The sequence below is a fragment of the Arthrobacter sp. AOP36-F1-5 genome, from assembly GCF_058137995.1.
Genome location: NZ_CM176892.1, coordinates 2416650 through 2440111, shown reverse-complemented (window position 1 = coordinate 2440111; position 23462 = coordinate 2416650). Strand labels below are relative to the sequence as shown.

Sequence of the window (23462 nt, the reverse complement as noted above, 5' to 3'; positions counted from 1 at the left end):
CGCATGGTGTGGCGGACGTTTTTCGTTGCGGCCCGCTCAGGTCATCAACGGCACCTGGCGGGGCCGGACCACGATCCACAAGGTTGCGATGGCCAGCAGGATGCACCCGGCCATCACCGCGGCCATCGGCGTCGCGCTCCCGACACCCAGCAGACCCACGACGGGGGAGATCGCCCCGGAGAACCCGAAGGTCGCCGCCCCGAGCAACGCCGCCGCGGTGCCCGCCTGGCTGCCATGACGGTGCAGGGCCAGCCCCTGGATGCAGGGGAAGTTGAAGCCGGTGGCGCAGATGTAGAACCACAACGGGATGGCCGTGCCCCAGAAGCCCCAATGGAACTGGTCGGCGGCGATGATGCACAGGGCGAAGAACACCTGGGCGATCGTGGCGGCGGCGATGATCCATTGGGCGCCGAACCGGCGGACCAACCGGGCGCTGGTCTGCACCCCGGCGACCACCCCCAACGAGTTGACCATGAACAACAACCCGTAGGCCTGCTCGTTGAGCCCGTAGACGTCCTGGAAGACGAAGGGGGAGGCCGAAAGATAGGAGAACAGCCCGGAGAAGTTCAGCCCGCCGACCAGCAGCAGCCCCACGAAGATCCGGTCCTTGAGCACCAGGGAATAGCGCCGCAACAGGTGGGGTCCCCCGACCGGTCGGCGCTCGGGCGGAAGGGATTCGCCCAACAGCAGGATCGCGGTGGTGGAGGCCACGATCCCGTAGCCGGCCAGTGCCCCGAAGACCCCATGCCAGTCGGTGACCAACAGGAGCTGGGAGCCGATCACCGGGGCGAAGATCGGGGCCATGCCGTTGACCAGGGCCACATAGCTCATCGTCTTGACGAGTCGCAGGCCGTCATACAGATCGCGCACCATCGCGATGGCGACCACCGAACTGCCCGCCGCCCCCACGCCCTGCAGGACGCGGAAGAGCATCAGCATCTCGAAATCCTGCGAGAGGGCTGCTCCCGTGGTGGCACCGATGTGCAGGATCGTCGCCGCGATGAGCGGCCCCCGCCGGCCCAGGCGGTCGCTGAGCGGGCCGACCACCAGCTGACCGGCGGCGAAGCCGAAGACCGTGCCGGTCAACGTCAATTGGGCCGCGGCCTCGGTGATGCCCAGATCCAGGCGCAAGGCGGGGATGGCCGGAAGGTAGAGGTCCACGGTGAAGGGGCCGAGGGCGGTGAGCATGCCCAACACCACAATGCGCAGGATCTTTGAGCGTCGGCTGGGGGCAGGGGTCGGTGCAGGGGTGCCGGGCAAGGAGTCCTCGGGGTTGGACAGGAGGGGAACAGGCCGGCTGTGAAGCCGATGTCCACAGCCTATACCGGGGCTGCGAGGTGGCAGCGACGCCCTTCGGCCCAGGCGCTCGGGGGCGCGATCATGACCGCTGGAAGGAACGTTGTCTACCCCCGAGTAGCCCCGGTATGCAGGCAAGATGGTAGGTTTTTGAGTGCACAGGCCCGTCTGGGCCGCCACCGAAGGAGGATCAGGATGACACGAACCACGTCCGGACGTCGCCCATCGTCGTTCACCGGCCTCATGAAGATCGTCGGTCGACTGGTGCCCAAGCAGCTGAATGACGAAATCCAGCTCGCCATCGCCCAGATGAAGAGCAAGGCCGTCAAGGCGGGGATCGGTGCCGGCCTGGCTGTCGTGGGCCTCGTCTTCATCACGTTCATGATCGTTGCGCTCATCACGTCGGGGATCCTGGCGTTGGGTCTGGTCTTCAAACCATGGCTTGCCGCACTCATGGTCGCTGCCTTCTTCCTGATCGTCGCGGCGATCCTGGCCTTGATCGGCGTCATGAAGATCAAGAAGCAGATGCCGCTGATCCCCGAGGACGCCATCCGGGGGGTCAAATACGACCTCGGCGTCGCCAAGCAGGGCCGTTCCTTCGACCCGTCCACGCTGGACCAGAAGAAGCCCAAGGACGAGGAAGCCAAGAAGGACAAGAAAAAGAAGAAGGACGAGGACAAGCCCGCGCCGGTGCCCTACAACGAACTGCTCAAGCGTTCGCAGGAACGCCGCGAGCATCTGGCCGAGATCCGCGACGACCTGGCCCCGAAGCTCGACGTCAAGCGCCAGGCCAAGGAAAAGTCCGAGACCGCCAAGACCTATGCCCAGGACGGCAAGCTCCGGGCCCGCCAGGCACTGCACGAGCGGACCCACCAGGAGGTTCCCAGCGACGCCTCGCTGTTGTTCAAGGAGCGCTGGCAGCCGCTGGCCCTCATGGGGGCCTCGCTGGTCGCCCTGGGTGCGTTCGTGCGCAAGCTCCGGAAGTCTTGAGGTGACGGGTCCCGTCTGAGGGCCGTTTCGAGTGGTTCGACCAGCACCGATCGGTCCCGGGACGGGCCGTAGCCTCCGGGGAGAAGGGAAGCACGCGTGAAGATCATCGGCGCCGGGGGGCGTGATGACCTCGAATACCGCGAGCTCACCACGTTCTGGACCTTGCCGAACCTGATCACCGTCCTGCGGTTCGGACTGGTTCCGGTCTTCGTCTGGATGGTCCAGACGGACCGCTATGGGTGGGCGACCATCGTGCTGGTCGTCCTGGGGGCCACCGACTGGATCGACGGGTACGTCGCCCGGCTGCTCAACCAGATCTCCACGGTCGGCAAATGGCTTGACCCGGTGGCCGACCGGGTCGCCCTGATCGTGGTCATCGTGGTGTTCGTCGTCGACGGGATCGCCCCGGCCTGGCTGGCCTACGCGATCATCATCCCCGATGTCCTGCTGATCACCAGCACGGTGATCCTTGCCCGCGGGAACCCGAACCAGCCCGTGAGCAACCTGGGGAAGATCCGCACCGCCCTGTTGCTGCTGGCCATGCCCCTGCTGCTCTTGAGCCGGGTAGATGCCGCCCCCGGAAGGGTGCTCGAGACCGTGGCGATCGCACTGTTGGCGGTGGGGTGCGTGCTGCACGTGGTGGCGGCCGTGTTCTACTTCCGCCGGGCCCACCGCAGGGCGCGCACCCTGAAATCCGGGGGACCATGGTCTGGATAGCCGTCGCCTGCGCCGTCATGGCAGCCTTCTTCCTGGCGTTCGGCACACAGCGCCAGAGCAGTGCGGTCCGGGCCAGCAGCGGTGGCCTCGCGGTGTCCTCCCGGGGCATCCTGAAGCTGCTGCTCAATCCCCGTTGGATGTTGGGGCTGTCACTCATGGGTGTCGGGATGGTGCTGAACGTCTACGCGCTGGCCAGCGCGCCCCTGACCGTGGTGCAGCCCATCGGAGCGATCGCCCTGGTCATCACCACCGTGGTCAACGCCCGCGACCAGGGCATCCGCATCAACCGGCCCACGGTGCTGGCCATCACCGCCTGCATGAGCGGGAGCATCGGCTTCGTCCTGCTGGCGATCAACGTCACCGCCAGCACCCACGCCATCAGCCGTCAGCAGGAACAGGCCACCGTGCTGCTGCTGGCCGTCGTGGTCGCGATCCTCACCGCGGTCCTGCTCGGTTTCAGGCGGCGCATCAGCGCCTTCGTCTACATCCTGGGCGCCGGGGTGCTCTTTGGTTTCGTCGCCGTGCTGGTGCGCACCATCGCCATCGGGCTGATGGATCCCAACGGAAGGTTCCTGGGCAACATCGCCTGGTATGTCATCCTCGCGGTGGTGGTGGCCGGTCTGTTGGGCACCTATTGCGTGCAGAACGCCTATTCCAGCGGCCCGCCCGAACTCGTGATCGCCGGACTGACCGTCATCGACCCGATGATCGGCATCGCCGTCGGTATCGGCATCCTGGGTGAGTTGCGTCCCGATGTGCATCCGGTCGTGGCGATGTCCATGGTCGGGGCGGCTCTCATTGCTATCGTGGGTGTCACTGCGTTGTCGCGCCATCATCCCGATGTGTTGCAACGGCAGGAAGAGGCACGACGCCGGCAGGCGGGCACGGGACGCTAGGCCCAGCGGGCCGGGGCCTGCGGATCCGCCGCACGTGGTGCCATCAGAGGATCCAGACCAAACCCCGAGTAGCAGGAGCCAGCCCCCAGTGAGCGGTGACAAACCCCTGACCATCCTGATTGCTGCGGATACCTACCCGCCCGACATCAACGGGGCGGCGGTCTTTTCCCATCGGCTGGCCACGGCCATGCAGGCCCGTGGGCATACGGTCCACGTCGTGGCCGCCCGTGACGTGAACGGCCCCGGGGTCGTGGAGCACCGCCGCGAGGCGACCGTGCACCGGCTGCGCTCGCATAGCCAACCCACCCAATCGACGCTGCGTCTCTGCCTGCCCTGGGAAGCCAAACGGGACATCGGGGCGATCCTGGATGAGATCAAACCCGATATCGTGCACGTGCAGTGCCATTACATGGTGGGCCAGGCGGCCGTGAACGAAGCCGAAAAGCGGGGGATCAGGACCGTGGCGACCAACCATTTCATGCCGGAGAACCTCGACCCGTTCCTGCCGTTCCCGAAGTGGTTCAAGCGGATCGTGGCCCGGAACTCCTGGCGCGACATGGGCAGGATCATGGGCAAGGCCGCCGTGGTCACCACGCCCACGCCGCTGGCGGCACGCGCCATGATGACCCATGCCCGGTTGGGGCGGGTCCTGCCGCTGTCCAACGGCATCAACGCCTCCAACTACCAGCTCGACGCCGGGGAGGAGGTGCCGCAGTCCCACCACCCGATGATCCTGTTCGTGGGACGGCTGGCCGTGGAAAAGAACGTCGACGTGCTCGTCCAGGCCCTGGGCCTGATGCGGAGCGACCCGGCACCACATCTGACCATCGTCGGCAGCGGGGAACAACGCGGCCCGCTCGAACGCCGGGTCGCCGAACTGGGGCTGGAGGACCGGGTGCACTTCACCGGCCATATCGAGGATGCACAATTGCGGATCGGCTATCTGCAAGCCGATGTGTTCTGCCAGCCGGGGACCGCCGAACTGCAGTCGTTGGTGACCCTCGAGGCACTATCGGCCTCCACCCCGGTGGTCCTGGCCGATGCCATGGCCTTGCCGCATCTGGTGGACGACGGCGTCAACGGCCACCTGTTCACCCCCGGAGATGCGCGCGAACTGGCGGAGAAGGTCGATGCCATCCTGGCTCTGGACCCGGCGGAGAGGGCGCGGATGGGCGCTGCCGGGTTGAAGAAGGCCGAGCAGCACAGCGAAGCCAAGACGATGGATATCTTCGAGGCCCTCTACCGGGGTGCCGGCGCCGACGACTTCCTGGTCGCCTGAGCCGGCCGCGTGGCGTCCGGGCCCGCGGTTTCCATTAGGATGACAAGGGTCGCAGGCAGCCTGCGCCGAGGGGCGGTAGCTCAGTTGGTTAGAGCAAGGGACTCATAATCCCTGGGTCGTGGGTTCAAGCCCCACTCGCCCTACGTGTTCCGGCCGGTACGCCATGGCGTACCGGCCGGCCCCGTCGGCAGCACCTCGGCCACCTCTTGCACAACGACCGGGAAGGCCAGGAACCAGCGGACCATGCACATCGTCATGTTCACCGACCAGCATCCCGGCACGCTGGGGGGGATGCAGACCTCGGTCCAACTCCAGCGCAAATACCTGGAACGTGCCGGGCACCGGGTGACCGTCGTGGCCCCGGCCTTGCGTGGGCGGGCCGCGGATACCGACCCCCGGGTGCTCACCCTGCCCACGATCGGGTTGGGGCCCGGGGAATACGGGATGACCCCGCCCACCGCCCGCATCATCAAGACCCTGGTGTCCCGCCTGCGGGCCCGCGGCCCCGTGGACCTGCACCACGTCCAAGCCGACTTCTGGGGTGCCGCGATCGGTTATGCCGCCGCCGGGATGCTCGGGGTGCCCGTGGTGCACACCATGCACAACCACCTTCAGGCCGGACTGCGGGCGACCATGCCGCTGCCGGGACTGTTCCAACGCGGTTTCGGGCTCATGCAGAAACGGGTGCTGCGCACCGGCGAACCGGTGGCTGCCGACGCCTGGACCTATCTACGGGGCTTTGCCTCCCGCGCCGCGGCGGTCACCGCACCATCGACCCATTTCGCTGAACTATTGAAGGGACACGGGGTGTGTCCACGACTCGACGTCATCCCCACCGGGCTGGACGACGACGTGGCCCGGGGCTTGTTGGCCGAACCCCGGTCGGAGGCTCACCGGGCCCGCCCGCGGCTGGTCTGGATCGGGCGTTTCAGCGCGGAGAAGCGGTTGATCCCCTTCCTGCGGGCCGTGGGCGCCTCGGGGATCCGGGCCGACGTGCGGATCTTCGGCGACGGCGCCGAACGCCGGCGTGCCGAACGGATCGCCGCGGACATCACCGCCTCGAGCATCACCTTCCAAGGCCGGGTCCCCTATGAGCGGATGCTCTCGGAACTGCGCCACAGCGATGCGCTGGTCCAGACCTCGCAGGGGTTCGAAACCCAGGGCATGACCGTCTATGAGGCGGCGGCCCTGGGAACCCCGACCGTGCTCAGCGATCACCGCATTGCCGCGGACCTGCCGCGGAACCTGCTCTGGCTGACCGACGACGACACGGTAGAGGGACTGGCCAGGACCCTGCGTCGGGCGGCCGCCGACCTGCAGGACGGCCGTCGGGAACCCCTCGATGCGGCGGAGACCGGGAACCTGCTGCAAAGCCGGCAGACCGAACTCATGCTCGCGGTCTACCGCCGGGTCCTTGACGGAGCGACGCCGCAGGAACCGGCAGCAGGATAGACGGACGCCGGTCCATCAGCAGCGACAGCGGGTCGATGTATTCACCATTCAGCCGCACTCCCCAGTGGAGGCAGACGCCGGCACAGTGCCCGCCGGTTCCGGTCGTGGCGACCTGCTGGCCGCGGACGACCCGGGCGCCGACGTCCAGCTCCGCGGTCACCGGTTCGAAGCTGGAGACCACTCCACCCCCGTGGTCGATGGTCAGCACCTCCCGGTCGACCACCACCCCCGCATAGCGCACGACGCCCGCGGCGGGGGAGCGGATCCCCGCCCCGGTCGCGGACCGCAGGTCCACCCCCCGGTGTCCGGCAGCCCAGAGCGCCGGGGGTGCGACGAAGGAATCCAGGACCGCCTCGGGGCCGCCGAGCGGCCAGGACCAGGGGACGGACCCGGCGGAGGGGGTGGGTCCGTCCGCCCGGGCCGGGCCGATCGGGCCCGCCGGACCACCCCCGGCCAGCAAGGCCAGGACCAGGACCAGGAACAGGGGCCAACGCGACTTCCGGGATAGTGACATGCACCGATCCTGTGCTGCCGCAGTAGCCTCGTGGAGCCCCTCGGATGCGGCCGGGGAAAACCCCGGGGTGGAGGCCGCCGTGGAGGGCTCGTCGCCGTCCATCCGGGGCCCGCGGCTGTAGTACACTATTAATCGCAGTTCTGTGAGTGGAAGGCCTGTGCCTACAGGTAGGAAACGACTGGAACTGACTTCGCGTATTGCGTCTCCACCTTTCGAGGCCGCCTTTCCGGCGGCATCCAACGGGTGGGACCTGCAGCCAACGGTCCGGAAACCCGGTGGGCTGCGGGGGCCGGATTCCGGTGGCCGATGCCAGGGGCACCACCGACCGGTGGATTGCCACACAACCGAAACAACAGGTGGTTACCGCGGTCCCTGCCGGGACCGGACTGCTACCGCCGGAAGGAGTTGCGACATGCCCGTCGTAACCATGCGCCAGCTGCTCGACAGCGGCGTCCACTTTGGCCACCAGACCCGTCGCTGGAACCCGAAGATGAAGCGCTTCATCTTCACCGAGCGCAACGGCATCTACATCATCGACCTCCAGCAGTCGCTGTCCTACATCGACCGCGCCTACGAGTTCGTCAAGGCCACCGTCGCCCACGGCGGCACCGTGCTGTTCGTCGGCACGAAGAAGCAGGCCCAGGAAGCCATTTCCGAGCAGGCCACCCGCGTGAACCAGCCCTACGTGAATCAGCGCTGGCTCGGCGGCATGCTGACCAACTTCGCCACGGTCTCCCGGCGGGTTGCCCGCATGAAGGAGCTCGAGGAAATCGACTTCGACGACGTCGCAGGCTCGATGTACACCAAGAAGGAACTGCTGCTGATGCGCCGCGAGCTCACCAAGCTGCAGACCAACCTCGGTGGCATCCGCAACCTGACCAAGGCACCGTCGCTGCTCTGGGTCGTCGACACCAAGAAGGAACACCTGGCCGTCGATGAAGCGCAGAAGCTGAACATCCCGGTCGTCGCGATCCTGGACACCAACTGCGATCCCGACGAAGTCGATTTCCCGATCCCGGGCAACGACGACGCCATCCGCTCCGTGAACCTGCTGACCCGCGTCGTCGCCGACGCCGTGGCCGAGGGCCTGATCGCCCGCAGCAACAAGCAGAGCGGTAACACCGAAGCCGCGGCAGAGCCGATGGCCGAGTGGGAGCGCGACCTGCTCGAGGGCAACGCCAAGTCGGACGAGGCCAAGGCCGCCGCCGAAGAGGCAGCACCGGTCGCCGAGACCGAGCCGGAGGCTCCTGCAGCGGAAGCCGCCGCAGCGGCCGAGGCAGCACCCGAGGCAGCAGCCGAGAAGCCTGCCGAGGACGCCAAGTAACACCTTGGGTCATCTGGAGCCGGCGGGGCCGTACGGCCCGGGCTCCGCTCGAAACGGGGCGGGTCCCCGCCGGTAGGGCACCGGAAGAACAAGCTAGATCACCACTGAGAATGGGGTTGCACATGGCGAACTACACCGCCGCTGATATCAAGGCGCTTCGTGAACGTACCGGCGCAGGCATGATGGATGTGAAGAAGGCCCTCGACGAGGCCAACGGTGATGCCGAGAAGGCCATCGAGGTCATCCGCGTCAAGGGCCTCAAGGGCGCCACCAAGCGCGAGGGCCGTTCCGCGGCCGAAGGCCTCGTGGCCGCCAAGGTCATCGACGGCACCGTCGGCTACATGATCGAAATCAACTGCGAGACCGACTTCGTCGCGAAGAACGACAAGTTCATCGCACTGGCCGATCAGGTCCTCGAAGTGGCCGTCTCCACCGGCGCCACCGATCTGGATGCGCTGCTCGCCGCCGATGTGAACGGCAAGAAGCTCGCCGACGTCGTCGTCGAAGAAGGCGCCATCCTCGGCGAGAAGGTCGTGGTACGCCGCATGGCACGCCTCGAAGGCGCCACGGTCGATGCCTACCTGCACAAGACGTCCAAGGACCTCCCGGCGCAGGTCGGCGTGCTCATGGCCGTTGACGGCTCCGGCGACGAAGCCCACACCGTGGCCCACGACGTCGCGGTGCACACCGCGGCCCTGGCCCCGACGCACCTTTCCCGCGAGGAGGTCCCGGCGGAGACCGTGGCCAACGAGCGTCGCATCGCCGACGAGACCGCCCGCGCCGAAGGCAAGCCCGAAGCCGCGCTGACGAAGATCGTAGAAGGCCGCCTCACCGGGTTCTTCAAGGAGATCGTGCTGCTGGACCAGCCGTTCGCCAAGGACTCCAAGAAGCTGGTCGGCAAGGTCCTCGAGGAAGCCGGCGTGAACGCTACCGGGTTCGCCCGTTTCCGCGTAGGCTCCTAGCAGCGACACGGCGGCCGGTTTCCGCCCGCCCAAGCGGCAGTGATCAAGGGGGCGGCCACCACTATGGTGGCCGCCCCCTTGCCACGCCCAGACCTTTCCAGAACCACTGCACGACGGCGGACCCGGCTCCGCCAGAGGAGGCCCCCCCGTGGAAGAAACCACCCAGATCGAAACGACACAGATCACCAACGAGGCCGGGACCCGGCGCAGGGTCCTGCTCAAGCTCTCCGGAGAGGTCTTCGGCGGTGGCAACATCGGCGTGGATCCCGTGACGGTCCGTGGTGTGGCCGAGCAGATCGCCGCCACCGTCGGTGAGGTCGAAACCGCGATCGTGGTCGGGGGAGGAAACTTCTTCCGCGGGGCCGAACTCTCCCAGTCGGGCATGGACCGCTCCCGCGCCGACTACATGGGCATGCTCGGAACCGTCATGAACTGCCTGGCCCTGCAGGACTTCCTGGAACAGGCAGGGGTCGAAACCCGCGTCCAGTCCGCGATCAGCATGGCCCAGGTCGCCGAGGCCTACATTCCGCGCCGGGCGATCCGCCACCTGGAGAAGAACCGGGTGGTCATCTTCGGTGCCGGGGCCGGACTGCCGTACTTCTCCACCGACACCGTCGCCGCCCAGCGGGCGCTGGAAGTACGGGCCGACGTCGTGCTCATGGGCAAGAGCGGGGTCGACGGGGTCTACACCGCCGACCCGAAGAAGGACCCGACGGCGGAACGCCTGAGCACGTTGACCTACGACGAGGCCCTGCTGAAGAACATCCGGGTGATGGACCAGACGGCGATGACCATGTGCAAGGACAACGGGCTGGAAATGCTCGTGTTCGGCATGGAGGGCGAGGGTAATGTCACCCGGGCCATCCGCGGCGAGGCCCGGGGCACGCGCGTCACCGTCTAGTCCGGTGGCATAGGATGAATGATGAGCGTGGAAAACAGCCCGGGTACCGCTGAGCGGCCCGGATTCTTAAGGAGAGAGTAGTGATCGAGGAAACCCTGCAGGACGCCAACGAGAAGATGGAACGGTCCCTCGAAGCGGCAAGGGAGGACTTCGCCACGATCCGGACCGGTCGCGCCAACCCGGGACTGTATTCCAAGGTGCTGGTCGATTACTACGGTTCCGCGACGCCGCTGCAGCAGTTGGCCTCCTTCGGGGTCCCCGACGCCCGGACCATCCTGATCACCCCCTTCGACGCCACCGCCCTGCGGGCCATCGAAAAGGCCCTCAGTGACTCCGAGATCGGCGCGAACCCCTCCAACGACGGCAAGGTCATCCGGGTCACGTTGCCCGAACTGACGGCCGAACGGCGCAAGGACTACGTGAAGATCGTCAAGGGCATGAGCGAGGACTCCAAGGTGGCCATACGCAACCACCGCCGCAAGGCCAAGGAATCGATGGACAAGATGGTCAAGGACGGCGAGGTCGGCGAGGACGACGGCGCCCGGGGCGAAAAGGAACTGGACGCGCTGACCAAGAAGGCCACCGACGTCATCGACGAGATGCTCAAGCGCAAGGAAACCGAGCTGCTGGACGTCTAATGCCCATGCCGACGCAACCCGACGGCGCCGACGGCGGCCACGGCGAAGCGCCGGGAGCCCCCCAGACGGCCCCGGGACCCATGTCACGACGTCAACGCCGTGAACTCGACGCCAAGCCCTCCAAGGCCGGGCGGAACCTGCCTGCGGCGATCGGCGTCGGCCTGGTCCTGTTGGCGGCCGTCCTGGTGGGGTTGTTCTTCTTCCCGCTGGCATTCGTGGGGATCATAGCGCTCTTTGCCGTCGTCGGTTCATGGGAAGTCAGCCGGGCGCTGACGGCCGCGAAGACCGAAGTGCCCCTGCCTCCCTTGGCGGTGGCCGGGATCGTCCTTCCGTTCTCCGCCTATCTGGGTGGGGCGGAGGCACTGGGCTTCGCCTTGGCCGGCAGCATCCTGCTGGTGCTGGTCTGGCGGATCGTGGAGGGCGCCGCGGGGGCCTTCCGTTCGGTGGTCGCCTCGACCTTCGTGGTCCTCTGGGTTCCGTTCCTGGCCAGTTTCGCCATCCTGCTGATGCTCCAGGAACGCGGCAAGATCCTCGTATCGGTGGTCCTGCTGCTGGTCGTCGCCAACGACACCTTCGGCTATGTGGTCGGCGCCTCGATGGGCAAGCACCCGATGGCACCGAAGATCAGCCCGAAGAAATCCTGGGAGGGATTCGCCGGCTCCTGCGTCGGCGCGATCATCGTGGGCATTCTGTGCGTCGTGTTCCTCCTCGAGAGCCCCTGGTGGATCGGGATCCCGTTGGCCCTGGCGACCGTGGCCGCAGCGACCGCGGGGGACCTGGCCGAGTCGATGGTCAAGCGGGAGCTGGGCATCAAGGACATGAGCAACCTGCTTCCGGGCCACGGCGGCGTGATGGATCGCCTGGACTCCGTGGTCTTCTCCATCCCCATCGGTTACATTATTTCGGTGCTGCTGCTGCCCGGCGCGGACGACACCATCGGCCTGCTGCTGCCCTAGGATGGGACCAGTAGTGTGGTGGCCGGATCCGGCCACCAGGGAATTGTTCATCATGTGCAGTGCAAGCTTGAGGGAAGTTAATTGAGTCAGGACAGCCAGCAGAAGACCCAAGCCCCCTTCAACCGGGTCGACTCCGGGGAATTCGGCTACAACGTCAAGCAGGTCGACCATTTCCTGTCCCGCGCCCGCGCGACCTACAACGGGACCGGTGACGATGAAAGCGTGGTCACCAGCCACCTGGTGCGCCGGACGTCCTTCGAACCGCAGAAGGGCGGATACTCCGCCCAGGAGGTCGACGCGGCCCTGGACCGCCTCGAGGACGTCTTCGCCCAGCGTGAACGTGACGCCCTGATCGAGACCGAAGGCCAAGACGCCTGGCTCGAACAGGTCGGTCGGCTCTCGGCCATCCTGCGTGGCCGCCTGCACCGCGAGCCGGGGGGACGGTTCCGTCGTCCGAGCCGGCGCAATGCCCCGAGCTACAACGTCGAGGACGTCGACGCCCTGTGCACCCAGCTGCTGGCCTACTTCGAGCAGGACGTGCCGATGAGCGTTGATGCCGTCCGCCGGATCGCCTTCCGCGAGGCCGTGGGCCAGGACGGATACGAGGAGAGCCAGGTCGATGCCTTCCTGGACCGTGTCGTGGAGTTGATGGCCTCCATCGACTGACCCGCAGCTAGTGCCGGCCCGCGGGGCCGGGCGCCGTAGTCCGCTCGGGGGCGTGCAGGCGGGTCATGACCCGGGTGGTCGCTTCGGCCGAGGGGCCCCGGGTGGCCCGGGACACGAGCACCGTGACGATGAAGGCCAACGGGACGGTCCACGCCGCCGGTTGGGTGGCCACCTCCAGGGCCAGCCCCGAGAGCCGGGGCAGCACCGAAACCGCGGTCATGGCCGCGGCACATGCCAGCGCCCCGGAGAGCATGCCGGCCACGGCCCCGGCGGCCGTGAGCCCACGCCACCAGATGCCCAGCAGCAGCAGCGGGCAGATCGTGGAGGCCGTGAAGGCGAACACCGCCCCGATGGCCCCGGCCAGGGCCAGCGTGCTGGTGCCCAGGGCCAGCAGCAGCGGGATGACGCTGGCCAGCACCGTCGCATAGCGGAAGCCGCGCACCGTACCGCCGAAGAGATCCTGGCTGATCACCCCCGCCAGCGAGACCACCAGGCCCGAGGTGGTGGATATGAAGGCGGCGAAGGCCCCGCCGATCACCAGGGCGGTCAACAGGTTTCCCATGGTCCCGCCGACGATGCGGTGGGGCAGCAGCAGCACCGTGGCGTCCGCATTGCCCCCGGCGGCCAGTTCCGGAAGATAGGCCCTGCCCAGTACCCCCAGGACCGTGGGGAACAGATAGAACAGGGAGAGCAGCCCCAGTACGATCGACGTCGTACGCCGGGCCGAGGCCCCATCGGGGTTCGTGTAGAAACGGACCAGCACATGAGGTAGGCCCAGCGTACCGAACAGCAAGGCCACGATCAGTGAAATCGTCGCGTAGAGGCCCGCTCGTCCCAGCACCTGCCGGGGCAGGTCGAAGGCCAGGCCGTCCTGCGTGGGGGATTGGCCGGTCAAGCCCAGCTGGAGGAGCAGGAAGACCGTGGGGATGGCCAGCGCGCCGAGCTTGAGCCAGAACTGGAAGGCCTGGACGAACGTGATCGAGCGCATCCCCCCGGCCAGCACCGTCAGGCAGACCGCGGCCATGACCAGGCCGGCCCCCAGCCATCCGGGCAGACCGGTGGTGATCCCCAGGGTCAGGGAGGCCCCGTGCAGTTGCGGGACGATGTAGAGCCACCCGACGACCACCACCATGATGCTGGTGACCAGGCGGACGGTCCGGCCGGCCAAGCGGATCTGGGCGAAGTCGGGGACCGTGTAGGCCCCGGACCGGCGCAGCGGGGCAGCCACGAAGAGCAGCAGCATCAGATATCCGGCCGTATATCCGATGGGGAACCAGAGGGCGTCCTGGCCAGAGACGACGATGAGTCCGGCGATACCGAGGAAGCTGGCCGCCGAGAGGTACTCCCCGCCGATGGCCGAGGCGTTCCACCAGGGTTTGACCGTCCGCGAGGCGACATAGAAGTCGCCGGTGGTCCGCGACAGGCGCAGCCCGTGCACGGCAATGAGGACGGTGGAGACGACGACGGCGGCGATGGCCAGCAACGAGGTTCCGGCATTCATTCCCGGGTCACATCCAGATACTGTGCCTCGTAGCGGGCGCTGACCCGGTTGTAGAGGAAGGCGCCCAGCAGGATGATCGGGTACACCCCGACCCCCAGGACCAGCCAGGGCAGCGGGATGGTCAGCAACCGGATGTCCTGGATCTGCGGCCAGAACGTGACCACGACGGCCAGGCACAGCAGAAGCAGCAGGAACCCCAACGCCACCGACAGGGACAGACGCAATTGCGAGCGGATCAACGATCTGACGTAGAACTCCGCGGCGGGGTCGTGGCTGGCCCGACGCCGGGCGATGCCCAGCGGCGCCCCCTCCGGTGCGGTGACCCTGACCCGGGCCGGGAGCGGGGAGGGGCCGGGGGTCGGGCCGGAATCCGGGGTGGTCATGAAGGCCTGATGCGGTTGGCCGCCAGTTGTTCGCGCAGCTGCGGCAGAGCGCGTCGGCTCACCGGCAGCTCCGTGGCCCCGATGATGACCGAGGCCTTGCCCGGAGCCAGCTTGACCTGGTCCACCCGGTCCATGGCGACCAGGTATCCGCGGTGGATGCGTAGATAGCCCGCGGAACCCCATTGCTGTTCCAGATCGTTCAACGGGACCCTGATCAGATAGCTGGCATCGGCGGTGTGCAGGCGGGCATAGTCTCCCTGGGCTTGGACATAGCGGATCTCGTCGCGCCGGATCATCCGGGTGATTCCCCCCTGGTCGACCGTGACGACCTCGGGTTCCTGGGGGCCGTCCTGGATCAGTTCGCAGACCCGGCGCACCGACTCGGCCAACCGTTCCGGACGGATCGGCTTCAGGACGTAATCGACGGCGGCCAGTTCGAAGGCCTCCAGCGCCTGCGCCTCGTCGGCGGTGACGAAGACGACGGCGGGGGGACGGCTGAAGCGGGAAATCACGCGGGCGATGTCCAGCCCGGACAGGGAGGGCATGTGGATGTCCAGGAAGAGGGCATCGACGTCGAACTCCTGGAGCGCCTTCAGGGCAGCAGCCCCTGAGGTCGCCCGGTGGATCCGGCCCACCCGGGCATCACGTTCCAACAGGAAGGCCAGTTCCTCGACGGCCGGCAGCTCATCATCGGCGACGACGACATTGATCATTCCCATAGTCTAGGGACAGCCTGCCTGCCGGGCACTCACAGCGGCGGTCCGGCGTCGTAACCGGGCTGGAATTTGGGGATACGCACGGTGATCAGGGTCCCTGCCCCGGGGGCGGTGTCGATGACCAGCCCGTGGTCGTCACCGTAGAGCTGGCGCAGACGCACGTCGACATTGCGCAGTCCCACATGAACGCCGTCGGTCGTCCCGGCCAGCAGGGCACGCAGCTCCTCCGGATCCGCGCCCACCCCGTCATCCTCGACGGTGATCTCCGCGAACTCCCCGTCGTCGGCGGCCGTGAGGGTGATCAGCCCGCCGGTGGCCTTGCCCTCCAATCCGTGGCGCACCGCGTTCTCCACCAGCGGCTGCAACGACAGGAACGGGATGACGGTGCTCAGGACCTCCGGGGCGATCGCCAACGAGACCTTGATGCGTTCGCCGAACCTGGCCTTCTCCAGGAGGAGGTAGCGGTCGATGGCCTGCAGCTCCTCGGCCAGGGTGGTGAAGTCCCCGTGGCGGCGGAACGAGTACCTGGTGAAGTCGGCGAATTCCACGACGAGCGTCCTGGCCCGCTGCGGGTCGGTGTTGATGAACGAGGCGATCGCGTTGAGGCTGTTGTAGATGAAATGCGGGCTGATCTGGGCCCGGAGGGCGCGGACCTCGGCCTCCATCAGCAGGGCCCGCGATTCGTCCAGCTCGGCCAGACCCAGCTGGGCGGCCACCCAGGCGGCCAGCTCGGTGGTGGCCCGTACCAGGCCGGCGTTGGCCCGGGGGGCCAGGGCCACGACGGTTCCCACGGCGCTGCCGCGGACCAGGATGGGGGCGTAGACGCCGTCGGCCCCCGGTCCACGGATCACCTGGGTCCGGGCCGCGCGCACGGCATCGGCCGAATGCCCTTCGATCCGGCCCGGCTCCCGGGACACGGTATCGGCCAGTGGTCCGTCCAGGGCCAGGACCGTCGCGGCATCGGTGATCGCCAAACCCTCGCAGCCGAGTACGTCGCGGAGTTGCCGGGCGGCCCGTCCGGCCCCCTCGGAGTGCAACCCCGAGCTGAAATGCGGGGCCGCCTGGGACACCCGGTGCAATGTCTCGTAGGTCGCCCGGTCGGCATCGGTGCCCAGGTCACGGGAGGAGCGCAGCACATGGAACCCCACGTAGTAGACCACGGCCACGGCAATGGTGATGATCGCGATGATCAGCGTGGTCTGGGCGGCGGCGGAGAGCATGCAGACAGCCTAGACGCCGGCCCGCGGTGTCGTCGGGGGACGGCTTCGACGGCCGTGTCGGGCCCGACCGTTCGGCGGGACCAATGACCGTTGGGCGCATGGGGCGCACCGCTGGGCCACGACATGCTGCGGGTCGCTTCACTATCGGTTGATGGTGCCCGAGAGTGATGGGTGTCACTCTTCCGCCGAGGATGCGTGTGGACACGGTTTGTCCCGCGGCGGATGGATGCCACCACCCTTGAGGAGAAGAAAATGGCCCACCCCACCAGCCCGGACCCTGTTCCGCAGGACGGCACCGACGCCGCCCTACGGACCGATCCCGCCCCGGACCAAGTGTCCGAGGAATTCATGGCCGTCCAGGCCAGCGACGAGTTCCAGGATCTGCGCAAAACCCAACGCAGCTTCATCTTCCCGATGGCCATCGCCTTCCTGGTCTGGTACTTCGCCTACGTCCTTCTGGCCGACTACGCCCACGACTTCATGTCCATCAAGGTGATCGGGAACATCAATCTCGGTCTCCTGCTGGGACTGCTGCAATTCGTCTCGACCTTCGGCATCACCGCGGCCTACGTCCACTTCTCGAATAGGAAGCTGGACCCCAGGGCCACGGCCCTGCGCGATCGACTCGAAGCCAACGTCGACGAAGGAGACCTGAAATGAGCCTTCTGTCCCTGACCGCCGCGGCACCACTGGCCGCAGCGACGGAATCGACGTCGGTGGGCAGCCCCATCGTCAACATCAGCATCTTCGCGCTCTTCGTCGGGGTCACCCTGGTGATCGTGTTGAAGGCGAGCAAGAACAACAAGACCGCCGCCGACTACTACGCCGGCGGGCGTTCCTTCACCGGAACCCAGAACGGGACGGCGATCGCGGGGGACTACCTCTCGGCCGCCTCGTTCCTGGGGATCGTCGGGGCGATCGCCATCAACGGCTATGACGGCTTCCTCTACTCCATCGGCTTCCTGGTGGCCTGGTTGGTCGCCCTGCTGCTGGTCGCCGAGATGCTGCGCAACACCGGCAAGTTCACCATGGCCGATGTGTTGTCCTTCCGGCTCAAGCAGCGGCCCATCCGCATCGCGGCGGCCATCACCACGCTGTCGGTCTGCCTGTTCTACCTGCTGGCCCAGATGGCCGGGGCCGGTGCGCTGGTCTCCTTGCTGCTGGGGATCGACGGGAAGATGGGCCAGTCGCTGGTCATCACCGTCGTGGGCGCGCTGATGATCGTCTACGTGTTGGTCGGCGGCATGAAGGGCACCACCTGGGTGCAGATCGTCAAGGCCTGCCTGCTCATCGCCGGTGTGCTGGTCATGACCATCTGGGTGCTGTCCATGTACGGCTTCAACCTCTCGGCCCTGCTCGGTGACGCCGTGGAGACCGCGAACAACCCGGCGCTGCTGGATCCGGGCCTGAAGTACGGTGTCTCGGAGGCCTCGAAGCTGGACTTCGTCTCTCTGGCCCTGGCCCTGGTGCTGGGCACCGCCGCCCTGCCGCACGTGCTGATGCGCTTCTACACGGTCCCCACCGCGAAGGAGGCCCGCAAGTCCGTGGTCTGGGCGATCTGGCTCATCGGGGCGTTCTACCTGTTCACCCTGGTGCTGGGTTACGGCGCTGCGGCACTGATCGGCCCCGAGCGCATCACCAACGCCCCAGGCGGGGTGAACTCCGCGGCCCCGCTGCTGGCCTTCGAACTCGGGGGACCGCTCCTGCTCGGGGTGATCTCGGCGGTCGCCTTCGCGACCATCCTGGCCGTGGTGGCCGGGCTGACGATCACCGCTGCGGCCTCGTTCGCCCATGACATCTACGCCAACGTCATCGCCAAGGGCAAGACGACCCCGGAGAAGGAGATGAAGGTCGCCCGTCGCACGGTGGTCGTCATCGGCATCGCCGCCATCATCGGTGGCATCGGCGCCCAGGGGCAGAACGTGGCCTTCCTGGTCGCGCTGGCCTTCGCCGTGGCCGCCTCGGCGAACCTGCCGACGATCGTGTACTCGCTGTACTGGAAGCGCTTCTCCACCCAGGGGGCCGTCTGGTCGATGTATGGCGGCCTGGCCGCCGCGATCATCCTCATCGCGTTCTCCCCGGTCGTTTCCGGCACCGAGACCTCGATGATCACCAGCGCCGACTTCGCGTTCTTCCCGTTGAGCAACCCGGGCATCGTTTCGATCCCGCTGGCGTTCCTGCTGGGCTGGTTGGGCACCGTGCTCAGCAACCGGAAGGAAGACCCGGCCAAGCAGGCCGAAATGGAGGTCCGTTCACTGACCGGTTTCGGTGCCGAGAAGGCCACCGACCACTAGGTCATCCAGCCCGGGTCGCGGATCCGGGACGACGGCGGAAGCCGGGTTCGCCAGTGCGGACCCGGCTTCCTTGCCGTGTACCGGGGAAGGGCCTTCACCGGGCGGTCCCGCCGGACTACGCTGGGGCCATGTCCAGTTCGTGGTCCATCGCCTCGCAGGATTCGTTCCTGAGCATCGGTAGCGCCGGGTCCGTGCTGTCGATCTGCTCGGTGGGCAGCATCGGGTCGATCGGATCGGTGGGTAGTGCCGTCTCGGCGTTCAGCATGGCCAGTTCCCTGAGCGCCGGCTCCGCGATGTCCTGGCTCGGGGTGGGCACGGTGATGTCCTCCGCGGGCCTGGGTACCGTCATGGGAGCGCCCGTCGCCGGACGGCCGGTCCCGCACGCGGTGCTCCAGTCGGTCCTGATCGCCGGAGCGTGCGCCGTGGCCGTCTGGGGAGCCGGGCGCATCCGCCATTAGTTCCGGACGGTCGCCGAGGGGCCTCCTTCGGCCCCGCGTTCCAGCAGCGGGCGCATCCGGTGGGGGATCAGTTCTGCCATCGACAGCGAGGTGTCCGCGCGTTCGATGCCGTCGATGTCCAGGATCGCGCCGTTGACCCGGAAGAGGTCCTCGGCGCCGCGGGCCACGACGGTGGCCAGGATATCGGCCGTCCCGCTGAGCCCGTGGGCTTCCACGACCTCGGGGATGCGGGCCAGCGCGGCGGTGATCTCACCGAGCTTCTTCTGCTGGACGTGGATGTGGACGAAGCTGGTCAACGGATAGCCCAGGGCCGCGGGGTTGACCCGGCGTTCGAAGGAAAGGAAGGCCCCGTGGTTCTCCAGCCGGTTCAAGCGCGCCTGCACCGTATTGCGCGATAGACCCAGCGTCGTCGCCAGGGCCACGGTGGTTGCCTTCGGGTCCAGGGCCAGGGCCCCCAACAGTCTGTGATCAACCTCATCCAAGTCAGCCATAGTGCGCAACGCTATCAGGTACTACCGGGTGGTTACCGTGCAGAGTGCTCAGTAGATATATTGATGGTTGTGCGCAGTGCGTCTTGTGAGTACCGTCACAGGTAGGGAACGACGATGAAGTCCGCCCCGCCGTTCGGACACCGGATCACCCATCCGGCAACCAGCGAGTCGGCCGACGAACAACGAAGGACGCAGCGCAGACCATGACTAATCCACAGGCAGCCGGCGAGCGGGGCGAGGAGCTGATCCAGCTCATCGACCCCAGCGGACGCCGCACCCCGCATGGGGAATTCGATCCCTGGGTCGACGACATCGAGGTGGAGGCCCTGCGCCGCCTCCATACCGACATGGTGGCCATCCGCCGTGTCGACCAGGAAGGCACGGCGCTCCAGCGTCAGGGCGAACTCGCCCTCTGGCCACCGTTGCTGGGCCAGGAAGCAGCACAGATCGGCGCCGGCCGGGCCCTGGAGGATGACGATTTCATCTTCCCCTCCTACCGCGAAACCGGGCTGGCCTACTGCCGCGGGATCAGCGCCGAGGACACCCTGCGCGTCTGGCGCGGCAACGCCTACAGCGGCTGGGACCCCTTCGGCAAGAACATGGCGACACCGCAGATCATCATCGGGGCCCAGGCCCTGCATGCGGTCGGCTATGCCATGGGCATCAAATACGACGGCGGGTCGCAGGCGGCCATCACTTTCTTCGGTGACGGGGCCACCAGCCAGGGCGACGTCAACGAGGCCATGGTCTTCGCCGCCAGTTACCAGGCGCCGGTGGTCTTCTTCTGCCAGAACAACCATTGGGCCATCTCCGAACCGGTCGGGGTCCAGAGCCTGACCAACATCGCCGACCGGTCACCCGGTTTCGGCATCCCCTCGCTGCGCGTGGACGGCAACGACGTGCTGGCCTGCCTGGCGGCCACCCGGATCGCCCTGGATCGGGCCCGCAGCGGCAACGGCCCCACGTTCATCGAGGCGGTGACCTACCGGATGGGCCCGCACACCACGGCGGATGACCCCACGCGCTACCGCGATGCCAACGAACTGGACCTCTGGGCCGCCAAGGACCCGATCGAACGCCTCGAACGGCATCTGGTGGACCTCGGCGTCGACGAGGCCGAACTGAAGGCAGCCGCCGGGGAGGTGGCCGATTCGGTGGCCGCCAGCCTGCGCCAGGGCATCATCGGCCTTCAGGACCCGGAGCCGATGGAGGTCTTCGAGAACGTCTATTCGCAGCCGCATGCGGCCCTGGACCGCCAGCGCGAACACTATGCGCTGTACCGGGAACAATTCGCCGACGCTTCGTCGGCCACGGAAGAGGGTGCCCGATGAGCAAGCTGACATTCGGCAAAGCCCTGAATGCGGGCATGCGCCAGTCCATGGAAGCGGACCCGAAGGTCGTTCTCATGGGGGAGGACATCGGCAAGCTCGGTGGGGTCTTCCGCATCACCGACGGGCTGCAGAAGGACTTCGGCGAACACCGGGTCATCGACACCCCGCTGGCCGAATCAGGGATCGTCGGCACCGCCGTCGGCATGGCCTACCGCGGGTTCAGGCCCGTGGTGGAGATCCAGTTCGATGGTTTCGTCTACCCGGCCTTCGACCAGATCGTCAGCCAGGTCGCCAAACTGCACTACCGCACGCACGGGATGGTCTCCATGCCGCTGACCATTCGGATCCCCTTCGGCGGGGGCATCGGGTCCCCCGAGCACCACTCGGAGTCCCCGGAAGCCTATTTCGCCCATACGGCAGGATTGCGCGTGGTCAGCCCCTCGACCCCGCAGGACGCCTACGTCATGATGCAGCAGGCGATCGCCTGTGATGATCCGGTGGTCTTCTTCGAGCCCAAGCGCCGCTATCACGAGCGCGGTGACGTCGATCTCGAGGCGGCCCTGACGGGACCCGAAATGGGCAGCGCCGCCGTGCGCCGTCCGGGCACCGATGTCACGCTGGTGGCCTATGGAGCCCAGGTCAAGACGGCACTTGCGGCAGCCACCGCAGCGGAGGACGACGATATCTCCGTCGAGGTCATCGATCTGCGGTCGATCTCGCCGATCGACTTCGACACCATCGCGGCCTCGGTGAGGAAGACCGGCCGCCTGGTGGTGACCCATGAGGCCAGCCAGAACCTGGGCCTCGGGGCCGAAATCACCGCGGGGATCACCGAACGCTGCTTCTACCAGCTCGAGCATGCCCCCGTGCGGGTGACGGGCTTCGACATCCCCTACCCGTATTCGAAGCTGGAAATGCACCACCTGCCCGACCTGGACCGCATCCTCGATGGTGTGGACCGGGTGATGGACCGTCCCAACTCCCTGAGCAGTCTGGAAGGCTAGATGAGTACAGTGCTGAAGGTTTTCAAGCTTCCCGATCTCGGCGAAGGACTGACCGAATCCGAAATCGTCAACTGGAAGATCGCCGTGGGCGATTCCGTCCAGTTGAACCAGATCATTGCCGAGGTGGAAACCGCCAAGGCCGTCGTCGAATTGCCCAGCCCCTATTCGGGGGTCGTCACCGAGTTGCACGAACAGCCCGGTACCGTGGTGGAGGTCGGCAACCCGATCGTGTCCTTCGACGTTCCCGGCGAGGCCGGGTCCGGGGATTCGCCCGTGGGCCCGGCGGCCCCGGAGGACGCCGACGAGGCTCCCGCCCAGCGCGAACCCACCTTGGTGGGCTATGGCGCCGAGGTCGAGACCGGGAAGCGTCCGGCCCGCAAGGCCCGTCGCCAGGGGACGGTCGGTGCCCCGCCTCGTGCCGCAGCGCCCGCCCCCGAGGCGGCCCCGGCGGAGCCGGCCCCCGCGATGGGTGAAGCTGCCGCGGAACGACCACGCTCCACGCCTCCGGTCCGCAAGCTTGCCCGTGATCTGGGCCTCGACCTGGAGCGGCTCGACGGCAGCGGCCCGCGCGGACTGATCACCCGGGACGACGTCAACGCAGCCCATGCTGCCGGGGCCCCGGCCGGGACGGGTTCCCCCTCCGCGACCGGGGAGACCGGCCTGCCGTCCGGCGCAATGGCTGCCGGGGCAGTACGCACCCTGGGAGGGCAACCGCGCGAGGTGCGCAGCCCGATCAAGGGGATGCGCAAGCATACGGCGCAGGCCATGGTGGACAGTGCCTTCACCGCGCCGCATGTCACCGAGTTCCTGACCCTCGACGTGACCCCCATGATGGAGCTGCTGGCCCGGCTGCGTGCCGACCGCGCCTACCAGGACATGAAGCTCACCCCGCTGACGATCGCGGCCAAGGCCGTCTGCATCGCCCTCGAACGCCAGCCGACGCTGAACTCCCGGTGGGATGCCGCGGCCGGGGAGATCGTCCAGCAGAACTACGTCAACCTCGGCATCGCCGCGGCCACCCCCCGTGGTCTCATGGTGCCCAACCTCAAGGACGCCCAGGGTCTGGACTTCAGGGCCATGGCCGATGCCCTGCGTGATCTGGCGCTCACGGCCAAGGCCGGCAAGTCCGCACCGGAGGATCTGCGCGGGGGAACGTTCTCGATCACGAACATCGGGGTCTTCGGCATCGATGCCGGCACCCCGATCCTGAACCCGGGGGAGGCGGCCATCCTGGCCCTGGGGCAGGTCCGTGAACAGCCGTGGGGCTACCACGGGGAGGTGGTGCTGCGTCAGCTGACCACGCTGAGCCTGTCCTTCGACCACCGCGTCGTCGACGGGGAACAGGGATCGCGGTTCCTGGCCGACGTGGGCACGATCATGTCCGATCCGGGCATGCTCATCACGATGCTCTAGCCGGACCGGGCCCGAAAAAGGGGCTGCCTCGCCGCGGATCCGCGGCGGGGCAGCCCCTTT

Annotated in this window: 24 protein-coding genes and 1 tRNA gene; 18 read left to right on the top strand and 7 right to left on the bottom strand. The window is 67.4% G+C overall.

Translation table 11 applies throughout. The annotated features are described in order from the left end of the window. Positions 1–36: 36 nt before the first annotated feature. Complete coding sequence (locus AC3ZI9_RS11220; protein WP_444555633.1) at positions 37–1188, bottom strand: multidrug effflux MFS transporter; 1152 nt, start codon at positions 1186–1188, stop codon at positions 37–39. Positions 1189–1491: 303 nt separating this feature from the next. On the opposite strand from AC3ZI9_RS11220, the gene AC3ZI9_RS11215 reads away from it, so the two are divergent. The 6 genes from AC3ZI9_RS11215 to AC3ZI9_RS11190 all read left to right on the top strand — a co-directional run bounded on the left by AC3ZI9_RS11215 (position 1492) and on the right by AC3ZI9_RS11190 (position 6630). Then, on the top strand, positions 1492–2286 hold the full coding sequence (locus AC3ZI9_RS11215; protein WP_444555634.1) for a phage holin family protein: 795 nt from the start codon (positions 1492–1494) through the stop codon (positions 2284–2286). Between the two features lie 96 nt (positions 2287–2382). Next, positions 2383–3003 (top strand): CDP-alcohol phosphatidyltransferase family protein, encoded by a 621-nt coding sequence (locus AC3ZI9_RS11210; protein WP_444555635.1) that lies wholly within the window; start codon positions 2383–2385, stop codon positions 3001–3003. Next, the gene (locus AC3ZI9_RS11205; protein ID WP_444555636.1) at positions 2991–3899 is read left to right on the top strand and encodes a DMT family transporter; all 909 of its coding nucleotides are present in this window, start codon (positions 2991–2993) and stop codon (positions 3897–3899) included. Before AC3ZI9_RS11210 ends, AC3ZI9_RS11205 begins: the two co-directional genes overlap by 13 nt. Positions 3900–3987: 88 nt before the next feature. Continuing rightward, positions 3988–5178: a glycosyltransferase gene (locus tag AC3ZI9_RS11200; RefSeq protein WP_444555637.1), complete on the top strand. Its 1191-nt coding sequence runs from the start codon at positions 3988–3990 to the stop codon at positions 5176–5178. A gap of 69 nt (positions 5179–5247) precedes the next feature. Beyond that, positions 5248–5321: transfer RNA gene (locus tag AC3ZI9_RS11195), tRNA-Met, on the top strand. A 100-nt stretch (positions 5322–5421) separates the two neighbouring features. Beyond that, positions 5422–6630 (top strand): glycosyltransferase family 4 protein, encoded by a 1209-nt coding sequence (locus tag AC3ZI9_RS11190; protein WP_444555638.1) that lies wholly within the window; start codon positions 5422–5424, stop codon positions 6628–6630. Here the strand turns inward: AC3ZI9_RS11190 and AC3ZI9_RS11185 are convergent. Further along, positions 6566–7144, bottom strand: coding sequence for a M23 family metallopeptidase (locus AC3ZI9_RS11185; RefSeq protein ID WP_444555639.1), 579 nt, complete (start codon positions 7142–7144; stop codon positions 6566–6568). The genes AC3ZI9_RS11190 and AC3ZI9_RS11185 overlap by 65 nt on opposite strands. Before the next feature lie 412 nt (positions 7145–7556). On the opposite strand from AC3ZI9_RS11185, the gene rpsB reads away from it, so the two are divergent. From rpsB to AC3ZI9_RS11155, 6 genes are all read left to right on the top strand, one after another. Beyond that, on the top strand, positions 7557–8468 hold the full coding sequence (rpsB, locus tag AC3ZI9_RS11180) for a 30S ribosomal protein S2 (protein ID WP_444555640.1): 912 nt from the start codon (positions 7557–7559) through the stop codon (positions 8466–8468). A 122-nt stretch (positions 8469–8590) separates the two neighbouring features. Next, the gene (tsf, locus tag AC3ZI9_RS11175) at positions 8591–9430 is read left to right on the top strand and encodes a translation elongation factor Ts (RefSeq protein WP_444555702.1); all 840 of its coding nucleotides are present in this window, start codon (positions 8591–8593) and stop codon (positions 9428–9430) included. Between the two features lie 166 nt (positions 9431–9596). Further along, positions 9597–10331, top strand: a complete 735-nt coding sequence (gene pyrH, locus AC3ZI9_RS11170) for a UMP kinase (RefSeq protein WP_444555711.1) — start codon at positions 9597–9599, stop codon at positions 10329–10331. An 80-nt stretch (positions 10332–10411) separates the two neighbouring features. After that, the gene (gene frr, locus AC3ZI9_RS11165; RefSeq protein WP_444555703.1) at positions 10412–10969 is read left to right on the top strand and encodes a ribosome recycling factor; all 558 of its coding nucleotides are present in this window, start codon (positions 10412–10414) and stop codon (positions 10967–10969) included. 5 nt (positions 10970–10974) lie between these two features. Beyond that, positions 10975–11925, top strand: a complete 951-nt coding sequence (locus AC3ZI9_RS11160; protein ID WP_444555704.1) for a phosphatidate cytidylyltransferase — start codon at positions 10975–10977, stop codon at positions 11923–11925. 81 nt (positions 11926–12006) lie between these two features. Beyond that, entirely contained in the window at positions 12007–12591 is a 585-nt protein-coding gene (locus AC3ZI9_RS11155; protein WP_444555705.1) for a DivIVA domain-containing protein, read from the top strand. 7 nt (positions 12592–12598) lie between these two features. Here AC3ZI9_RS11155 and AC3ZI9_RS11150 read toward each other — a convergent pair whose 3' ends face one another. From AC3ZI9_RS11150 to AC3ZI9_RS11135, 4 genes are read right to left on the bottom strand one after another with little or no spacing between them, the layout of a single operon-like run. Beyond that, a complete protein-coding gene (locus AC3ZI9_RS11150) occupies positions 12599–14092 on the bottom strand; it encodes a sodium/solute symporter (RefSeq protein WP_489923584.1) in 1494 nt (497 codons plus the stop codon). Further along, positions 14089–14475 carry a hypothetical protein gene (locus AC3ZI9_RS11145; protein WP_444555707.1) on the bottom strand — a complete coding sequence of 129 codons (387 nt, stop codon included), beginning with the start codon at positions 14473–14475 and terminating at the stop codon, positions 14089–14091. The genes AC3ZI9_RS11150 and AC3ZI9_RS11145 overlap by 4 nt, the downstream gene beginning before the upstream one ends. Continuing rightward, a complete protein-coding gene (locus AC3ZI9_RS11140; protein WP_444555708.1) occupies positions 14472–15188 on the bottom strand; it encodes a LytR/AlgR family response regulator transcription factor in 717 nt (238 codons plus the stop codon). Before AC3ZI9_RS11140 ends, AC3ZI9_RS11145 begins: the two co-directional genes overlap by 4 nt. 35 nt (positions 15189–15223) lie before the next feature. Next, positions 15224–16411 carry a sensor histidine kinase gene (locus tag AC3ZI9_RS11135; protein ID WP_444555709.1) on the bottom strand — a complete coding sequence of 396 codons (1188 nt, stop codon included), beginning with the start codon at positions 16409–16411 and terminating at the stop codon, positions 15224–15226. Positions 16412–16759: 348 nt separating this feature from the next. Here AC3ZI9_RS11135 and AC3ZI9_RS11130 point away from each other — a divergent pair, with 348 nt between their 5' ends. From AC3ZI9_RS11130 to AC3ZI9_RS11120, 3 genes are all read left to right on the top strand, one after another. Then, complete coding sequence (locus AC3ZI9_RS11130) at positions 16760–17071, top strand: DUF485 domain-containing protein (RefSeq protein WP_444555712.1); 312 nt, start codon at positions 16760–16762, stop codon at positions 17069–17071. Then, on the top strand, positions 17068–18705 hold the full coding sequence (locus tag AC3ZI9_RS11125) for a solute symporter family protein (protein WP_444555710.1): 1638 nt from the start codon (positions 17068–17070) through the stop codon (positions 18703–18705). Before AC3ZI9_RS11130 ends, AC3ZI9_RS11125 begins: the two co-directional genes overlap by 4 nt. Before the next feature lie 128 nt (positions 18706–18833). After that, a complete protein-coding gene (locus AC3ZI9_RS11120) occupies positions 18834–19163 on the top strand; it encodes a hypothetical protein (RefSeq protein ID WP_444555372.1) in 330 nt (109 codons plus the stop codon). Here the strand turns inward: AC3ZI9_RS11120 and AC3ZI9_RS11115 are convergent. Further along, positions 19160–19654: an Lrp/AsnC family transcriptional regulator gene (locus AC3ZI9_RS11115; RefSeq protein ID WP_444555373.1), complete on the bottom strand. Its 495-nt coding sequence runs from the start codon at positions 19652–19654 to the stop codon at positions 19160–19162. The two genes, AC3ZI9_RS11120 and AC3ZI9_RS11115, sit on opposite strands and share 4 nt — an antisense overlap. Positions 19655–19857: 203 nt before the next feature. Between AC3ZI9_RS11115 and pdhA the strand changes: the two genes are divergently transcribed. From pdhA to AC3ZI9_RS11100, 3 genes are read left to right on the top strand one after another with little or no spacing between them, the layout of a single operon-like run. Continuing rightward, on the top strand, positions 19858–20985 hold the full coding sequence (gene pdhA, locus AC3ZI9_RS11110) for a pyruvate dehydrogenase (acetyl-transferring) E1 component subunit alpha (RefSeq protein ID WP_444555374.1): 1128 nt from the start codon (positions 19858–19860) through the stop codon (positions 20983–20985). After that, positions 20982–21989, top strand: a complete 1008-nt coding sequence (locus AC3ZI9_RS11105; RefSeq protein WP_444555375.1) for an alpha-ketoacid dehydrogenase subunit beta — start codon at positions 20982–20984, stop codon at positions 21987–21989. Before pdhA ends, AC3ZI9_RS11105 begins: the two co-directional genes overlap by 4 nt. Further along, positions 21990–23402 carry a dihydrolipoamide acetyltransferase family protein gene (locus AC3ZI9_RS11100; RefSeq protein ID WP_444561742.1) on the top strand — a complete coding sequence of 471 codons (1413 nt, stop codon included), beginning with the start codon at positions 21990–21992 and terminating at the stop codon, positions 23400–23402. Positions 23403–23462 lie beyond the last annotated feature (60 nt).

Coding starts and splice junctions, on each gene's coding strand:
- AC3ZI9_RS11220 (WP_444555633.1), bottom strand. CDS start 1,188: ATGCTCACCGCCCTCGGCCCCTTCACCGTGGACCTCTACCTTCCGGCC.
- AC3ZI9_RS11215 (WP_444555634.1), top strand. CDS start 1,492: ATGACACGAACCACGTCCGGACGTCGCCCATCGTCGTTCACCGGCCTC.
- AC3ZI9_RS11205 (WP_444555636.1), top strand. CDS start 2,991: ATGGTCTGGATAGCCGTCGCCTGCGCCGTCATGGCAGCCTTCTTCCTG.
- AC3ZI9_RS11190 (WP_444555638.1), top strand. CDS start 5,422: ATGCACATCGTCATGTTCACCGACCAGCATCCCGGCACGCTGGGGGGG.
- AC3ZI9_RS11185 (WP_444555639.1), bottom strand. CDS start 7,144: ATGTCACTATCCCGGAAGTCGCGTTGGCCCCTGTTCCTGGTCCTGGTC.
- rpsB (WP_444555640.1), top strand. CDS start 7,557: ATGCCCGTCGTAACCATGCGCCAGCTGCTCGACAGCGGCGTCCACTTT.
- tsf (WP_444555702.1), top strand. CDS start 8,591: ATGGCGAACTACACCGCCGCTGATATCAAGGCGCTTCGTGAACGTACC.
- AC3ZI9_RS11160 (WP_444555704.1), top strand. CDS start 10,975: ATGCCGACGCAACCCGACGGCGCCGACGGCGGCCACGGCGAAGCGCCG.
- AC3ZI9_RS11150 (WP_489923584.1), bottom strand. CDS start 14,092: ATGAATGCCGGAACCTCGTTGCTGGCCATCGCCGCCGTCGTCGTCTCC.
- AC3ZI9_RS11145 (WP_444555707.1), bottom strand. CDS start 14,475: ATGACCACCCCGGATTCCGGCCCGACCCCCGGCCCCTCCCCGCTCCCG.
- AC3ZI9_RS11140 (WP_444555708.1), bottom strand. CDS start 15,188: ATGATCAATGTCGTCGTCGCCGATGATGAGCTGCCGGCCGTCGAGGAA.
- AC3ZI9_RS11135 (WP_444555709.1), bottom strand. CDS start 16,411: ATGCTCTCCGCCGCCGCCCAGACCACGCTGATCATCGCGATCATCACC.
- AC3ZI9_RS11130 (WP_444555712.1), top strand. CDS start 16,760: ATGGCCGTCCAGGCCAGCGACGAGTTCCAGGATCTGCGCAAAACCCAA.
- AC3ZI9_RS11125 (WP_444555710.1), top strand. CDS start 17,068: ATGAGCCTTCTGTCCCTGACCGCCGCGGCACCACTGGCCGCAGCGACG.
- AC3ZI9_RS11120 (WP_444555372.1), top strand. CDS start 18,834: ATGTCCAGTTCGTGGTCCATCGCCTCGCAGGATTCGTTCCTGAGCATC.
- AC3ZI9_RS11115 (WP_444555373.1), bottom strand. CDS start 19,654: ATGGCTGACTTGGATGAGGTTGATCACAGACTGTTGGGGGCCCTGGCC.
- pdhA (WP_444555374.1), top strand. CDS start 19,858: ATGACTAATCCACAGGCAGCCGGCGAGCGGGGCGAGGAGCTGATCCAG.
- AC3ZI9_RS11105 (WP_444555375.1), top strand. CDS start 20,982: ATGAGCAAGCTGACATTCGGCAAAGCCCTGAATGCGGGCATGCGCCAG.
- AC3ZI9_RS11100 (WP_444561742.1), top strand. CDS start 21,990: ATGAGTACAGTGCTGAAGGTTTTCAAGCTTCCCGATCTCGGCGAAGGA.